The organism is Alteromonas sp. AWM4_230 (assembly GCF_056158305.1).
The window spans coordinates 77,551-91,740 of the sequence record NZ_JBSWTB010000001.1 but is presented as its reverse complement, the minus strand read 5'-3'; the positions used below and the strand labels follow the sequence as shown (position 1 = coordinate 91,740).

The following is a 14,190-nucleotide window of genomic DNA, read 5'->3' as shown; positions in this document are numbered from 1 at the left end:
GCTCTAAGTGACAGCATCACTTGCCCAAAATTGCCCCCATTGTTAAAGTGTGCGAATAAATATCGACTTCACGTTAAAGCGTCGCCATCTCACCTTTGCAAATACGCGTTAACACAGAAACAGGAATACACACTTCATGTTTAAAAAGCTTCGAGGCATGTTCTCTAATGATCTGTCCATCGACCTCGGAACAGCTAACACGCTGATTTATGTAAAAGACCAAGGTATTGTTCTAAACGAGCCTTCAGTAGTAGCTATTCGTCAAGAGCGCGCAGCCGGGCCGAAAAGTGTTGCGGCAGTAGGTGCAGAAGCTAAGCGAATGCTTGGTCGTACACCAGGTAATATACGCGCTATCCGCCCGATGAAAGACGGTGTTATCGCCGACTTTTACGTGACTGAAAAAATGCTTCAGCACTTTATTAAGCAAGTGCATGATAATAATTTCTTGCGTCCTAGTCCTCGTGTATTGGTATGTGTACCTTGTGGTTCAACACAAGTAGAACGCCGAGCGATTAAAGAATCTGCTTTGGGTGCGGGTGCGCGAGAAGTTTACCTTATTGACGAGCCAATGGCTGCGGCAATCGGTGCAGGCTTGCCTGTATCAGAAGCGCAGGGTTCTATGGTGGTAGATATCGGTGGTGGTACTACCGAAGTTGCTATCATTTCACTAAACGGCGTGGTCTATTCATCTTCTGTTCGTATTGGTGGTGATAAGTTCGACGAAGCTATCATTAACTATATTCGTCGTAATTTCGGTTCTCTTATTGGTGAAGCTACTGCTGAGCGTATTAAGCACGAAATTGGCGCGGCGTATCCAGGCGAAGAGGTTCGTGAGATTGAAGTTCGTGGTCGCAACCTAGCAGAAGGCGTGCCTCGCGGGTTCACGCTAAATTCAAATGAAATTCTTGAAGCACTTCAAGAACCGCTAACGGGTATTGTTTCTGCCGTTATGGTGGCGCTAGAGCAGTCTCCACCAGAACTTGCTTCTGATATTTCTGAGCGCGGTATGGTACTTACCGGCGGTGGTGCACTTCTTAAAGATCTAGATAGGCTATTAATGGAAGAAACGGGTATCCCAGTGGTTATCGCTGATGATCCGTTAACCTGTGTAGCACGCGGCGGTGGTAAGGCTTTCGATATGATTGACCTTCACGGTGGCGACCTGTTTAGCTACGAATAAACAGGAAAGGCAACCGTAAGGTTGCCTTATTTGTATCATGGATACTATTTTTACTCGCGGCCCTTCTCTAAATATCAGGCTTACGCTGGCGCTTGTGTTGTCAGTAACACTGATATTTGTTGATCACAAAATGGATGGCTTCAAATCTACGCGGGTGTACCTCAACTCTTTGATGAGCCCACTTCAATACATTGCTAACCTCCCCGGGTTAATGCTAAGCGAAAGCGCCCAGCGCCTTACCTCTAAAGAACAGCTACTGGCTGAAAATCAAAAGCTGAATAATCAACTGTTGCTAATGAGCGAAAAACTCCAGCAGTACGATGTTATTGCAAAAGAAAATGCTCAGCTTCGCGAACTGCTGCAAGCACCCGTGCGCCTATCTTCTAAAAAGATGGTTGCCGAGCTGATGGCGGTAGATAAAAACCCCTATAGTCAGCAGGTTGTCATCAATAAAGGGGCGATAGATGGGGTATATCCATCGCAACCGGTTCTTGATGAAAAAGGTATTGTGGGTCAGGTGATGGAAGTGGGGTCAACCAACAGTCGTGTATTGCTGATTGCTGATGTGACACACGCCATCCCAGTGCGCTCCCTTCGAAATGATATCCGCTTTATTGCCACCGGCAGCGGTGCGCTTAACGAGTTATATCTTGAACATGTACCGCACAGCGTAGACATTCAGGAAGGCGATACCCTTATTTCATCTGGGCTGGGTAAGGTATTTCCAGAAGGTTACCCTGTGGCAACAGTTAAACAGGTAGTGAGAGATGAAAGTCGTCCCTTTGCTCGGGTGATAGTTACACCCATGGCGAATTTAGACAGACTTCGTCATCTTTTGCTTCTATGGCGAACGGATGATTCATCACAAAAGTCTGACACTGATAAGGATGAAAAGGTAAATACACCTGCTACGAGCGAGGAAGAGTCTTCAGATGCGTAAACGTAACCTCGTTATTTGGTTAAGTCTGCTAGTGGCGCTGGTACTGCAAATTGTTCCTTTGCCCTCTCAAGTAGATGTGTATCGCCCTGACTGGGTGCTAGTTGTGCTCGCATACTGGAGTATGGCCTTGCCCCATAGGGTAAATGTAGGTGTGGCGTTTTTAACTGGTGTTGCTATGGATGTGCTGGTTGGCACAACGCTGGGCATTCACAGCTTCGGTTTAAGTATTTGTGTTTATGTATTGGCTGCTAATTACCAAAGGCTAAGAAATTACTCTGTTTGGCAGCAGGCAATTATCATTGGTCTACTTGCTTCGCTATATCATTTATTAACGTTTTGGGTTCAACACCTCTTAACGGATATCTATTTCCAAGTTGATTACTTGTGGCCAGTCTTAACGTCTATGGTGCTATGGCCGTGGGTGTTTTGGCTACTTAGGCGCACGCGTAGACAACTATCAATTTCTTAATGTAAACACCTTCACGATTAAACCAAAGGTAAGCCAATGACAAAATCGGTAGTGTTAGCGTCGGCCTCACCACGACGCACTGCTTTGCTCAAGCAAATGAACATAGCCCATACAATACAACCTGCCGATATTGACGAGTCGCCTCGTGACAATGAATCACCGATGGAGCTTGTAGCCAGGCTTGCTACTGAAAAAGCCCAAGCAGTAAAGGCGCAGCTAGTGTCTCAGGGCGCAATGACGAAAGACAAAGTCATTTTAGCCAGCGACACACTAATATCTTTTAACGGGCGAAGTGTGGGTAAACCTGAAGATAAAGCCGACTCAAAACGCATTCTTACCATGCTTTCTGGTAAAACTCATGACGTACTTACGGCTATTTGTGTACTCGATGACGCTCAGCATCAGACCCAAGTCATTACCACATCTGTGACTTTTGCAGCATTGACGGATGAGCAAATTGACGCATACTGGGAAACAGGAGAGCCTGCTGACAAAGCAGGGAGTTACGCTATTCAGGGTGTTGGTGGTGAATTTGTGGTCTCTATCAACGGTAGTGCAAGTGCCGTAATAGGTCTACCGCTATACGAAACCCGCCAATTACTTAATGCATTTGGACTGAATGAATTTGGAGTAGTATCGTGAGTGCTGAACTGCTTATCAACGTTACCCCGTCAGAGTCACGGGTGGCGCTTATTGAAAACGGAATACTGCAAGAAATTCACGTAGAGCGTCATACTAAACGGGGTTTAGTTGGCAATATTTATCGTGGAAAAGTAAGCCGTGTATTGCCGGGAATGCAGGCGGCATTTGTCGATATTGGCTTAGAAAAAGCGGCGTTCTTACATGCCTCTGACATCGTCATTCACAATGAAATTGCTGAAGAAGTCTCGGCTAGTCACATACAGAAGCAGGACATTCGTGAGCTGGTGCGTGATGGTCAAGATATTGTGGTTCAGGTGGTAAAAGATCCCATCGGTACCAAAGGTGCACGCCTTACCACAGATATCACTATCCCTAGCCGTTATCTGGTTTTTATGCCTTCGGTAACTCACGTGGGTGTATCTCAACGCATTGAAGAAGAAGCAGAGAGAGACCGCTTAAAGTCGCTGGTTCAAGAGTTTTGCGATGAAAACGGCGGCTTTATTTTACGCACGGCTGCCGAAGGTGTGGGTAAAAATGAGTTGCAGTCAGACGCTGCGTTCTTGCGAAGGCTGTGGGATAAAATTCAGTCGCGAATGAAAAAGCGTAAGTCTAACGTGCTTTACGAAGACTTACCGCTTGCGCGACGAGTGCTACGCGATTTTGTTGGTACAGAGCTAGACAGAATTCGTATCGACTCGAAACTATCATTCAATGAACTTCACCAGTTCACCAAAGAGTACGTGCCTGAAATGAACGGCAAGCTCGAATATTACCCAGGTGATAGACCTATTTTTGATTTGTATGATGTGGAAAACGAAGCGCAGCGTGCGCTAGAGCGTCGCGTGGACTTGAAATCGGGCGGCTATTTGATCATCGATCAAACCGAAGCCATGACCACTATCGATATCAATACGGGTGCCTTTGTTGGTCACCGTAATTTAGAAGAAACAATTTTTAACACCAATATTGAGGCGACGCAGGCGATTGCGCGTCAACTAAGATTGCGTAACTTAGGCGGTATGATCCTTATCGACTTTATCGATATGATTGAACCAGACCATAAACGACGTGTCTTACATTCATTAGAGGTGGCGACGAACAAGGACAGAGCCAAAATAAACATTCACGGTTTTACCGCGCTAGGGCTTATTGAAATGACCCGTAAGCGCACCCGTGAAAGCATTGAGCATATACTGTGCGGCGAATGCCCGGTGTGTAAAGGCCGAGGCACAGTAAAAACTATTGAAACCATTTGCTTTGAAATTATGCGTGAGATTGTAAGGGTGAATCGCGCCTATGACGCAGACAAGTTTGTGGTTTATGCCTCACCAAAAGTGGCAGAAGCCTTAATGGGTGAAGAGTCTCATATGCTGGCGGAACTAGAAGTATTTGTGTCTAAACAGATCAAGGTCCAAACCGAAACACTGTACAATCAGGATAAGTACGACGTCGTCATGATGTAATGCATTAACGTATACTAAGGCAAAATGTGACAAATTTTTCGTCGGTAGCCGCTTATCTACTCAAGAAGTTTTGGCTGCTAATTGCCGTATTGCTTGTACTTTTCGCGCTTGTTTTGAGCGCTGCACGCTATGCTCTGCCGCATATTGAGCACAACAAACATTTGTTGGAAAATTATATAAATGAGCAATATGGTGTAAATCTATCCATAAAAAGTGTGCATGCAGTTTGGCAGCGCAGCGGCCCCAGCATTGTGCTCAATTCTGTGTCGCTGGCTAAAAGTGATGCATCTCCTGTGGCGTTGGACATCAGACAAATCTACGTTGAGCTAGATTTTTGGGAATCGCTACGCCATCAGCTTATTTCATCCAATCGCTTTGAACTGCGGGGTTTAAAACTCGATATTGATGCCGATCGCCTGTCCGGTGACGGTAAAAATAACTTTCCCGTGGTTAAAGCCCTTGAGCGACTTTTCCTAGAACAACTGCAAAGCTTTTCGCTAGAAGACGGTGTGGTTTCCGTGACCCACCTCAACGAAACCAATTCTTTCGATATAGAGAGCTTATCCTGGAACAACCATAAAGAGAGGCACCAAGGGTTAGGACAACTGAAAGTTGCAGATTTAGCTGCTAACTCTGCGTCTTTCATTATTGATATAACGGGTACGCGAGAAGAGTTTGAGGGCGTGTTCTACGCCAAAGCCGAAGAACTTGATATTTCTCCTTGGGTAAGCGACCTAATAAAAACTAAGCGCCCGTTAGCCCAAAGCCGTGCAAACTTTGAGGTATGGACGAACTTTTCTCAAAGTGAAATTACGAGTATACAAGCCGAACTAAGTGAAAGCCTTTTAGAGTGGGGAAGTGGCCGTGCGAAAACCGTAACCGGCATCAGCGGTGGTAGCTTACAGGCGTTGCCTAACAATGGAAGTAAACAAGGCGGGTGGAATGTGAGAGTTGACCAGCTTGTGCTTGCCTCAAGTAATGAAACCCTAACCACAGATCTTATTGGTAGCATTAGTGCGAACGGTGATGTGCTAATAAACACCATGAAGCCCCTGCAAATTAATCCGTTTTTACTGTTATTACCCCTTTTTATGGATGATACCAGTGAAGAGGAAATACGTGGACTAAACCCAAAAGGCGAGTTAGCCACGTTGCAAATACAGCTGCACAACGGCCAACCTTCTTTAGCCGCTAAAGTGCTAGATGTGCAGTGGGATAAAACAGATAAGGTGCCAGGCCTCTCTTCCCTCAACGCCGAACTGTTTTGGTATAAAAATAATGGCGCCGTTTACCTAGAAAGTCAGGATAGCGTGTTTAGCGCTGATGGCGTCATCAAAAAAGACATTCATATAAACCAGTTCAAATCCCGTTTTTATATTTATCCAGAGCAAACAGGCCAAGCAGCAAAGCAGTGGATAGTAAAAGGTAGCGATATGCTACTAGATAGTGACGCTGTTACTTTGCACCCTCAGTTTAAACTGAATACGGCAACGGGGTTTATGTCGCTGTATGTCGATGTGAGCCCGCTGGCTTTAAATGAAGTGAGTAGCCTGTTTCCGACTTCCCTAATGGGAGCTAACACCGACAAATACCTCACTCGCGCGTTTACCGGCGAAGGTGACATTACAAACGCACGTGTTTTGTGGCATGGCCGTACAAGTGACTTCCCCTTTGAAGACAATACCGGCATCTTCCAAGCTTATGTTGATATTAAGCAGGGAGATTTTCTTTTTGCGCCTAACTGGCCTGCGCTCAATAACTTAGATTTGTCTTTGTATTTTGTGAACAATGCCTTAGTGATGGAAAGCCCAAGTGCAACTCTTGCTGATGTTAAAATAAGCAATATGTCGGCTGCTATACCTAGTTTTAAGCCTGGGGCTCGCTTGGCAATCTATGCTACCGGCACAGGCTCTGGCGAGGCGCTTACGGCGCTAATGATGGACTCATCGCTTAAAAATTCGCTGGGTAAGGTATTGAACGATGATGTGCAAATTAGTGGGCCGCTTTCTGCCGACATTAAGTTAGATATACCTTTAAAAGGTAAAGATGTGGTGGCATCGGGTACCGCGCATTTATCTAACAATCCTGTCTATATCACAAAAACTAACATGCTTTTTGATAAAGCGTCGGGTGATGTGTCATTTACTAATGGAGATATAGATGCAGGGGATCTTACTGCGCAATTTCTTCAGCAGCCGGTAAATTTGTCGCTGTCTGGCAGGCAGAGCGACACCTACGATCTCCATGTGGAATTAGGTGGGCGTTGGCACGTACACCCGCTGGCTAACTATGTAAACACGGATCTTACCACGTACATAGATGGTGAAAGTGATTGGAATACTAAGGTAGACTTAACTCTTTCTAAAACTAGCTTTGAATACTCCGCAAATCTATCGGCAGATTTAACGGCAACACAAAGTATATTACCTGCTCCTTTTGATACTGCAGTCGGTACTAGCTTACCTCTACAGATAATCAGTACTGGCGATGGCAAAGCATCGAACGTCAAAGCCACGCTTGGCAGTAATATCCGTTTTGACGGCGTGCTTCCTCACAAAGAAATGCAGTTCTCGCGGGCGCACTTGGCCCTGGGTGAAAGCGATATTGCCAATATTGGAACAGGTTTTAGTATCAGTGTAAATTTAGCTCAAGCCGATGTACAAGAGTGGTTTACCACAATCGATATGTTGCTTTCTGGCAAAGGGAAAGATGCGGGTAACACCTATACGCAAACTAATGCTCAACCATCTATCGATTCAGAAGCTCCTGAAGCCAAGCGCACAAATTTGTTCGGCACACCGTCGCGTATATTTGCTAAAGCCGACATGCTTAATTTCGCTGGCCATAGCATTAAAAAGGCAGAATTGAATGCCACCGAGCGCAATAGGGATTGGATTTTAGACCTAGCCTCACCTCAGGCTAGGGCGACCATTCGCATCAACAGCGATTTAGATGAGCAAGGCATTGAGGTAAATGCCGACTACTTATCGTTAGATAAACCTATTGAGCCTGAGATATCAGCGACAGCAGATAATGATAACGACGCGGTATTAGCCACTACTAACTCTGTTGCAAGCAACGAAGATGAGTCTCCTTTTAATATCGACCCCAACACGCTGCCGCCCATTTATTTTTATTGTCAGTCTTGTGGCGTACATGGTATTGATTTAGGTGAAGTAACATTAGACGTAGCGAAAGAAGATGACGGCCTAGCCATACGCCAGCTCTTAGTGAAGTCTGATGAAAGCAACGTAACCGCAACGGGTTACTGGAAGCACGTAGGCGGCGAGTTTAAAAGCGCGTTAAACGGAACTTTAACGTCTCCAGATGTTGGTCAAATGCTAAAAGAGTATGGCGTTGAATCGGGTATTAAAGATTCCAGTGCAAACGTGCAGTTCGACATCAACTGGCCAAACGCGCCAATGGACTTTGGATTTGAACAGCTTAACGGCAACGTAGAGTGGTCACTGTCTGATGGTTATCTTACGGAGTTGAGTGACAAGGGGTCGCGAATATTTACCTTGTTCAGCTTAAACTCGTTAGTACGAAAGCTAAGCCTAGATTTTCGTGACGTTTTTGCCAAAGGCTTTTTCTACGACGACATGGGCGGCACCTTAAGCATTGTTAACGGTAAAGCGTATACTGACGATACTGAAATTGACGGCGGCGCTGGGGAAATAGAAATTACCGGCTTCACCGACTTGAATACGGGTGGATTAAATTACAACGTGTCGTTCGCGCCCAATGTAACTGGGAACCTTCCGTTTCTTGTGTATTTCTTAGCAACGCCGCCCACTGCATTAGCTGCCCTTGCCATTGACCAAGTGTTAACCTCTGCGAAAGTCATTTCAAATGTGAACTATCGCGTAACGGGTACCATAAAAGAACCTAAGTTCGATGAAGTTGAACGTAACAGTAAAGACATTAGCTTACCTACCCAAAATGTGCCTGTTCCAGAGAATCCGCAAGACAGGCCATTAACGGATGATGACGTACGCAGGCTGAAAATGGAGGTGATCGATGGTTAATTTAGTAGCACTACAAATGACTTCTACGCCAAATGTAGAAGAGAATCTCGATACAGTTGCAAGGGAAATGGCGGCGGCCAATATTGAAAAGGACAGTTTAGTGGTGTTGCCAGAGTGCTTCGCCTGCTTTGGTGGCAAAGACATAGGTCAACTCGACGTCGCTGAAGTAAAAGGTGATGGTGCAATACAGCGCCGTTTATCCTCACTTGCTAAGCAGCACCAATGCTACATAGTGTCAGGAACATTTCCGGTTAAAACGGAAAACCCCGATAAGTTTTCTGCTGCATGCATGTTATATGGGCCAAGCGGCGAACTTTTGGCTGACTATCGTAAAATTCATATGTTCGACGTATCGGTAAACGATAACACTGGCAGCTACAAAGAGTCGGCTACCACTGAAGCGGGAAGCGAAGTCGTCACTGTTCAAACGCCAATAGGCAACATTGGGCTTGCGGTGTGCTATGATGTACGTTTTCCAGGGTTATTTACTGCAATGGGCGATATCGATATTTTGGTGTTGCCTGCGGCCTTTACCCAGCGTACTGGAGAGGCCCATTGGCATGCGTTGTTGCAAGCCAGAGCCATTGAAAAACAGTGCTTTGTGGTAGCGCCAAATCAAAGTGGCGTTCATGCTAACGGTCGCGAAACCTATGGGCATAGTATTATCCTGTCGCCTTGGGGCGAAACCCTTGCCGAACAAGTCTCTGAAACAGGGCTGGTATCGGCAAACGTAGATATTGCAGCAAGAGAAACCATTAAACAGAATATGCCGGTTGCCGAACATAACCGATTCAGGAGTCATTTTGTCTAAATCTGTTGAGCGTCATTTATTATCTGACTCAGGCCTAGATATTACAAAGCTAGAGAGCGCGCTAGCGACCATTCATCGCCACGACACCGACTATGCCGATTTATATTTTCAGTCGAGCCAACACGAAAGTTGGGTTCTGGAAGACGGTATTATCAAAGAAGGCAGCTATAACATTGAGCGCGGCGTAGGCGTGCGTGCTATTAGCGGAGAAAAAACGGGCTTTGCTTATTCTGATGAAATAAGTGAAGAAGCGTTAACTAAAGCGTGCAAAGCGGCCCGCGGTATTGCGCCAAGCGGCGGAACCCAACAAGTTGCTGGCTTAGGTCACAAGCCTGTCGAAGCACGCTATGCCGAAAATAACCCTATTCTTGCGATGCAAGATGCCGAGAAAATCTCACTGCTTAAAGCGGTAGATGCTTATATCCGTAAGCAAGAGCCATCTGCCAATCAGGTGGTAGTAAGTTTAAGCGGCGTATATGAAGAAATTTTAGTTGCTGGTAGCGACGGTACGTTGGCCACAGATATTCGTCCGCTTGTGCGCTTAAACTGCTCAGTATTGCTAGAACAAGGCGATAGACGCGAGCGCGGTTCAGCGGGTGCTGGCGGGCGATACGCTTACTCATTCTTTAAGCAAGATGAAGATGGCAAACCCTATTATGAGCAACTCGCCGATGATGCACTTCACATGGCGCGGGTAAACATGCAGGCAGTGGCCTCACCTGCAGGCGCTATGCCTGTGGTATTAGGTAATGGTTGGCCTGGTGTATTGCTTCACGAAGCTGTGGGTCATGGTCTTGAAGGTGACTTTAACCGTAAAGGTGCATCAACCTTCAGCGGTCGCATTGGCGAGCGCGTAGCCGCCAAAGGTGTAACGGTTGTTGATGATGGTACATTAAGCGACCGTCGCGGTTCGTTATCGGTAGATGACGAAGGCACGCCAACGGCGCATAACGTGCTAATTGAAGACGGTATTTTAAAGGGCTATATGCAGGATAAACATAACGCCAAGCTAATGGGCGTTGCACCTACTGGAAATGGGCGTCGTGAATCTTACGCTCACTTGCCTATGCCTCGTATGACCAATACTTACATGCTGGAAGGTGAGCACGATCCGAAAGAAATTATCGCCTCTATTGATAAAGGGATTTATGCGCCGAACTTCGCTGGCGGTCAGGTAGATATTACCTCTGGTAAATTCGTTTTCTCTAGCGCTGAAGCCTACCTTATCGAAAACGGTAAAATTACTGCACCAGTGAAAGGGGCAACCTTAATTGGTAACGGCCCTGAGGTTATGCAAAAAATCTCAATGATCGGTAACGACACTGCGCTAGATAAAGGCGTGGGTGTGTGCGGTAAAGACGGTCAAAGCGTACCAGTAGGTGTAGGCCAACCTACGCTGAAAATTGACGAGCTAACAGTGGGCGGTACGGCGTAGTTCAGCTCACACAGTCACTCATAGAACTAAAAAAGGTTGGGCCATAGGCACCAACCTTTTTTGTATCTGAAAATCACTTATACCAATCCGCATAGATAATTGCCCACTCAGAAGGCGCTGGCAAGTTTCCTAGCGAAGCGTGGGAATGCAGGAATGGCTGTTCCCTTTCAAATTCCCAGAATGAAGCTAGGAAGCTTGCCAGACCTTCCCGAAGGGCGAGTTTAAAATGTCCGTACTCTTTGTTGTGTCACCTTGATGTAGAACCACTATACCTGCGGTGACACGCCGCGATTACGAACATTTTAATTCTCGCTGAGTGGGTAACTATTTATGCGGACTGGTATTAAAGCCCAAAAGGCAATAAGTTAATCTTCGTGAATAACGTCTTTTAGGTACTGAAACAGTTCTCTGAACGCTTTGGGTGGCGCATTTTTTTCACGCTCTTTCTTAATTTGGCGGTGAAATTGACGCAGCTTCTGGCGATCAAGCTCAGGGTGCGCTTCAATCAACTTCTGAATAGCTGGGTCGCCCTGTTCAATTACCGCTTCTCTGGCTTTCTCTAGCGCATGAAAAGCCGCGTTTGCTGCTTGGTGTTGATGCGTTAGTTTTGCTAGCGCTTCTTCTATATCGGCAGTATCGCGATTACGCAGTGCTTTACCAATAAACTGAAGCTGGCGTCGATAACCATCTTTTTTCTTGTTAACTTTACGGGCAATAGCAACCGCATCGGCTAGCTCTTCATCCATAGGAATAGTGGCAATGTTTGCATCGGTTAAGTTAACTAAGGTTTCGCCTAGCTTGTGAAGCTCTTTTGCTTGACGCTTTAGCTCAGTTTTACTGACAAACTCTTCCTCTTCGAACTCATCTGCTTGCGCATCTTCGAAGTAAGGATCTTCAGGAGAATTGTATTTCTGATCACTCATTTCAAACTCATTAGTGTTACACTTTAGCTAAATTGTAACTATCACAGTCGAATTAAGACAGCGAAACTTACTATGCAAATTGAGCAGCAGTTAGCCGACATTCAAAATGTCGTAGATGATGTACTAAAATTAGCCGTTTCAAAAGGCGCAACGCAAGCTGAAGCCAGCATGTCGAAAGTGCAGGGCATCGCCGTATCTTCACGTATGCAAGAAGTTGAAAACGTTGAATTTACCAACGACGGTGGCTTAGGTATAAGCGTATACGTAGGCAAGCGAAAAGGCAGCGCGTCTACTGCTGATTTAAGCAAAGCAGCGTTAACATTAGCGGTAGAAAAAGCCGTAGATATTGCACGTTACACCAGTGAAGATCCTTGTACTGGTTTGGCCGATGCTGACCTTATTGCTACTGAATTCCCAGATTTAGACTTGTATCACCCCGAAGAGTTAGATACTGAAAAGGCCATCAAAACTACCATTGAGGCTGAAAAAGCAGCAATGGATTACGATACGCGCATTACCAATTCAGATGGCGCGTCGTATAACGCAAATTTAGGTATGCGCGTTTATGGCAATACCCACGGTATAAACGCAGGTTACCCTAGTAGCCGCTATTCTTTAAGCTGTATGGTGATTGGCGCACAAGATGACGATATGCAGCGCGATTATGCCTACACGGTAAGCCGCAAAGCTTCTTTGCTGCAATCAGCAAGTGCTGTAGGCATTGACGCTGCAAAAGCGACTGTAGACCGCTTAGGTGCCCGTAAGATTAATACTGCGAATGTACCTGTACTTTTACACCGCGACATCGCATCAAGCCTGTTCGGTCATTATGTCGGTGCTATCAGCGGTGGCAGCCTTTATCGTCGTTCTAGCTTCTTACTTGATAGCCTTGGTAAACAGGTTTTCCCAGAATGGCTTAAAGTTGAAGAGCGCCCGTTTATTAAAGGCGGCTTGGCAAGCTCTAGCTTCGACAACGAAGGTGTAGCTTGTTCTGATATGACAATAGTCGATGGCGGTAAATTAGCCACATACCTTTACACCACGTACTCCTCGCGTAAGCTTAATACCCGCTCGAATGGCCACGCTGGTGGTATTCATAATTGGCTAGTAGGCGATACAGGACATAGCGACGCTGAGCTTCTAAAAGAAATGGGCACAGGACTATTTGTGACCGAACTTATGGGGCAGGGCGTTAATGGTGTAACCGGTGATTACTCGCGCGGTGCTGCGGGCTACTGGGTTGAGAATGGCATTATTCAATACCCCGTCCATGAAGTAACCATTGCCGGTAACCTAAAAGATATGTTCAAAGGCATTGTGGCTATTGGTGCTGAAAAAGATGTGCGCGGCAGTGTACAGACTGGCTCTGTGCTTATCGACCAAATGAAGATAGCGGGCAGCTAGCTCGCGTTTTCTCGAAACGCTGAAGGAGAGAGACCTGTCGATTTCTTAAAGCGTTTTGAGAAAGTAAATACATTTGTGTAGCCAACATAGCTTGCAATGTAGGAAACGGGCCACTGCGTGCTTAACAATAAGCTTTTGGCCCGTGCCATCCGCAAATGAATAACGTGCTGTTTTGGGCTTCGCCCAAACACTTGTAAGCACAACCTATGAAGGTGAGGGGCAGAGTAATGGGCCTTTTCACTTAAGCTTTTCATATCCCAGTCAAACTGTAGCTGTTTATCAACCACTGAAAACAGCGCATGTACCCGGCTTATTTGGCGCCGCTCCTTTTCGTCACTGGCATGCTTTTTACCTAATGGAGCATCTGCTATGCGGCACAGGTAACGAGAAACAAACTGCATGGCAGCGCGACGGTTATCAATGTCGCGTTCCAAGTACACAAGTTCCATGGCGTGATGCAGTCCTTCTAGCATGGCGTTATCTACAACTAGGGCATCGCTTTTTCTAAATGACTTCCAGCGCTCAACATTAGCTAAATTTACCCAAATTATGTCCCACTGCTCGCTGATAATGGAAACTTCAAAGCTTTGTCCAGCAGGTAAAATAATAAGCTGCCCTTCATTTAGCTGCAGTTCGCCTGATGGAACGCGAAACTTTCCTTGCCCCTTTATGCTGTAAAACAAGGTATGGTTAGGCGGAGAAACTCGCCCCACTATATAGTTTCCTGATAAGTTAGAGCATCCTGCTAGTTCAATGCCTAGGTTGCTGATTTCTGGCGCGTTACTACTATCTATAAAGCGTTCGAAGCAGTGGGGGCCAATATCTACAATGTCTCTGAAGCTAGGTTGCATAAATGTAAAATGATAGTTTTGGATAAATAGATGTAAGTTTAGAG

The 14,190-nt window shown here is 45.9% G+C and carries 11 protein-coding genes; 9 read left to right on the top strand and 2 right to left on the bottom strand.

Annotated elements, in window-relative coordinates:
• The first annotated feature begins 136 nt into the window (after nucleotides 1-136).
• Genes ACXACS_RS00355 through tldD form a run of 8 tightly spaced genes read left to right on the top strand, consistent with a single transcriptional unit; the run spans nucleotide 137 to nucleotide 10,968 of the window.
• Entirely contained in the window at nucleotides 137-1,180 is a 1,044-nt protein-coding gene (locus ACXACS_RS00355) for a rod shape-determining protein (RefSeq protein ID WP_118490596.1), read from the top strand.
• 37 nt (nucleotides 1,181-1,217) lie between these two features.
• Complete coding sequence (mreC, locus tag ACXACS_RS00350) at nucleotides 1,218-2,120, top strand: rod shape-determining protein MreC (protein WP_474802717.1); 903 nt, start codon at nucleotides 1,218-1,220, stop codon at nucleotides 2,118-2,120.
• Nucleotides 2,113-2,589 carry a rod shape-determining protein MreD gene (mreD, locus tag ACXACS_RS00345; protein ID WP_474802715.1) on the top strand — a complete coding sequence of 159 codons (477 nt, stop codon included), beginning with the start codon at nucleotides 2,113-2,115 and terminating at the stop codon, nucleotides 2,587-2,589. The genes mreC and mreD overlap by 8 nt, the downstream gene beginning before the upstream one ends.
• 36 nt (nucleotides 2,590-2,625) lie before the next feature.
• Nucleotides 2,626-3,231, top strand: coding sequence for a Maf family protein (locus ACXACS_RS00340; protein WP_474802713.1), 606 nt, complete (start codon nucleotides 2,626-2,628; stop codon nucleotides 3,229-3,231).
• Nucleotides 3,228-4,694: a ribonuclease G gene (rng, locus tag ACXACS_RS00335; protein ID WP_474802711.1), complete on the top strand. Its 1,467-nt coding sequence runs from the start codon at nucleotides 3,228-3,230 to the stop codon at nucleotides 4,692-4,694. The genes ACXACS_RS00340 and rng overlap by 4 nt, the downstream gene beginning before the upstream one ends.
• 26 nt (nucleotides 4,695-4,720) lie before the next feature.
• Complete coding sequence (locus ACXACS_RS00330) at nucleotides 4,721-8,722, top strand: YhdP family protein (protein ID WP_474802709.1); 4,002 nt, start codon at nucleotides 4,721-4,723, stop codon at nucleotides 8,720-8,722.
• On the top strand, nucleotides 8,715-9,533 hold the full coding sequence (locus ACXACS_RS00325; protein WP_474802707.1) for a carbon-nitrogen hydrolase family protein: 819 nt from the start codon (nucleotides 8,715-8,717) through the stop codon (nucleotides 9,531-9,533). Before ACXACS_RS00330 ends, ACXACS_RS00325 begins: the two co-directional genes overlap by 8 nt.
• Complete coding sequence (gene tldD, locus ACXACS_RS00320) at nucleotides 9,526-10,968, top strand: metalloprotease TldD (protein ID WP_474802705.1); 1,443 nt, start codon at nucleotides 9,526-9,528, stop codon at nucleotides 10,966-10,968. The genes ACXACS_RS00325 and tldD overlap by 8 nt, the downstream gene beginning before the upstream one ends.
• A 365-nt stretch (nucleotides 10,969-11,333) precedes the next feature.
• On the opposite strand, the gene yjgA is transcribed toward tldD, so the two are convergent.
• Complete coding sequence (yjgA, locus tag ACXACS_RS00315) at nucleotides 11,334-11,891, bottom strand: ribosome biogenesis factor YjgA (protein ID WP_334058562.1); 558 nt, start codon at nucleotides 11,889-11,891, stop codon at nucleotides 11,334-11,336.
• 72 nt (nucleotides 11,892-11,963) lie between these two features.
• Between yjgA and pmbA the strand changes: the two genes are divergently transcribed.
• Nucleotides 11,964-13,295, top strand: a complete 1,332-nt coding sequence (gene pmbA, locus ACXACS_RS00310) for a metalloprotease PmbA (protein WP_474802703.1) — start codon at nucleotides 11,964-11,966, stop codon at nucleotides 13,293-13,295.
• On the opposite strand, the gene ACXACS_RS00305 is transcribed toward pmbA, so the two are convergent.
• Nucleotides 13,292-14,146, bottom strand: a complete 855-nt coding sequence (locus ACXACS_RS00305) for an AraC family transcriptional regulator (protein ID WP_474802701.1) — start codon at nucleotides 14,144-14,146, stop codon at nucleotides 13,292-13,294. The genes pmbA and ACXACS_RS00305 overlap by 4 nt on opposite strands.
• Between the last annotated feature and the right edge of the window lie 44 nt (nucleotides 14,147-14,190).

Bases quoted from the DNA above. Each gene is read 5' to 3' on its own strand.
- ACXACS_RS00355 (WP_118490596.1), top strand. From the start codon at position 137: ATGTTTAAAAAGCTTCGAGGCATGTTCTCTAATGATCTGTCCATCGAC.
- mreC (WP_474802717.1), top strand. From the start codon at position 1,218: ATGGATACTATTTTTACTCGCGGCCCTTCTCTAAATATCAGGCTTACG.
- mreD (WP_474802715.1), top strand. From the start codon at position 2,113: ATGCGTAAACGTAACCTCGTTATTTGGTTAAGTCTGCTAGTGGCGCTG.
- ACXACS_RS00340 (WP_474802713.1), top strand. From the start codon at position 2,626: ATGACAAAATCGGTAGTGTTAGCGTCGGCCTCACCACGACGCACTGCT.
- ACXACS_RS00325 (WP_474802707.1), top strand. From the start codon at position 8,715: ATGGTTAATTTAGTAGCACTACAAATGACTTCTACGCCAAATGTAGAA.
- yjgA (WP_334058562.1), bottom strand. From the start codon at position 11,891: ATGAGTGATCAGAAATACAATTCTCCTGAAGATCCTTACTTCGAAGAT.
- pmbA (WP_474802703.1), top strand. From the start codon at position 11,964: ATGCAAATTGAGCAGCAGTTAGCCGACATTCAAAATGTCGTAGATGAT.
- ACXACS_RS00305 (WP_474802701.1), bottom strand. From the start codon at position 14,146: ATGCAACCTAGCTTCAGAGACATTGTAGATATTGGCCCCCACTGCTTC.